This is a genomic window from Streptomyces sp. NPDC002130 (genome assembly GCF_040296465.1).
Lineage (GTDB): Bacteria > Actinomycetota > Actinomycetes > Streptomycetales > Streptomycetaceae > Streptomyces.
This window is the reverse complement of sequence record NZ_JBEOXI010000779.1, coordinates 1-1,525: the sequence shown is the minus strand read 5'-3', so window position 1 is coordinate 1,525 and position 1,525 is coordinate 1. Positions and strand designations below refer to the sequence as shown.

The window sequence follows — 1,525 nt, the reverse complement described above, 5'->3', positions numbered from 1 at the left end:
CAGACTGCTGAGTGATGCTGGCGCTGGTCTTCGAAGAACTCGGACCAGGAGTCGACGTCGGGGTGCTGCTTGAGCAGTGCACGGCGCTGACGTTCGGTCATTCCGCCCCACACACCGAACTCGACACGATTGTCGAGAGCATCTGCTCCGCACTGCATGAGGACCGGGCAGTGACGGCAGATGGTGGCTGCCTTGCGCTGTGCGGCGCCACGAACAAAAAGTTGGTCGGGGTCGACCTCGCGGCATCGTGCCTGAGTTACCCAGGCAATTCGTGCCTCGGCCTGCTCGATGTCCAAACGGCTACTCGGGGTGGCTGTGTACATTCTGGGTCCCCTCTACAAAGTCTGACCGTCGCCATGAGGCGAGCAGCGCACCATCTCAGCCGTCCCCGCGGTAGCACGGTGAAAGCTGAGACACATTCGTGATCGAGTGTTACGTCGATCACACTGATCACAATTTAGGTAAAGAACGCCCCTAACGCAAGACGGTCGGGGGCATTTTTTGGTACGGCAGTACAAAGCGCGTGTTCAGGAGGTTTTGAACACCCCCAAAACACTGAAACCGGTTCCAATGGGTGGGCACACGTACTCTGTAGATCGTGTCGATTGCAAAAACAGTGGCGAAGCTCGCCGGAAGCTCCGCATTGGCGGGTGTCCTGGTCGCAGGGGTGATGTTCCCGGTGGCCGGCGGATTCGGATTCGCGTCCAATCGCGCTGCCGATACCGTCGACAACGTCTCGGCCGAACTGGTCGAAGGCACGGTCCCCGCGGTGTCCACCATGGTCGATGCGGCAGGCAATCCCATTGCCTGGCTGTACGACCAACGACGCTTCGAAGTCCCGAGCGAGAAGATCTCCAACAACATGAAGTTGGCGATCGTCTCCATCGAGGACCGCCGGTTCCCCGACCACAAGGGCGTCGACTGGCAGGGAACGCTGCGCGCCTTCCTCACCAACACGACGACCGGTGAAGTGCAGCAGGGCGCGTCGACACTCGATCAGCAGTATGTGAAGAACTACCAACTGTTGGTCGTGGCCAAGACGGATGCCGAGCGCCGCGCCGCCATCGAGACCACCCCGGCCCGAAAGATCCGCGAGATCCGGATGGCCCTGACGCTGGACAAGGAACTCACGAAAGACGAGATCCTCACCCGTTACCTCAACCTCGTACCGTTCGGCAACGGATCCTTCGGCATCCAGGACGCGGCCCAGACCTACTTCGGCGTCGATGCCGCAGATCTGACCGTTCCCCAGTCGGCGATGTTGGCCGGCATGGTTCAGTCCAGCTCCGCGCTGAACCCGTACACGAACGTCGAGGGCGTGACCGAGCGTCGTAACACCGTGCTCGACACCATGATCACGAACATTCCGGATCGTGCCGACGAGTTCCGCGCAGCCAAGGAAGAGCCCCTCGGCGTCCTGGAAACCCCCAACAACTTGCCGCGCGGCTGCATCGCTGCGGGCGATCGCGGATTCTTCTGCGACTACGCACTGAAGTACCTCTCGGACGCCGGAATCACCCGCGAC

2 protein-coding genes are annotated in these 1,525 nt (G+C 61.2%); one reads left to right on the top strand and one right to left on the bottom strand.

All coding sequences use genetic code 11. From position 1 onward, the window contains the following. On the bottom strand, positions 1–296 hold a 296-nt coding region (locus tag ABT116_RS45445; protein ID WP_003943518.1), incomplete at its 3' end, for a WhiB family transcriptional regulator. A 302-nt stretch (positions 297–598) separates the two neighbouring features. Here ABT116_RS45445 and ABT116_RS45440 point away from each other — a divergent pair. Further along, positions 599–1,525 (top strand): transglycosylase domain-containing protein (locus tag ABT116_RS45440; protein WP_351646923.1); only part of this gene is annotated, 927 nt, incomplete at its 3' end.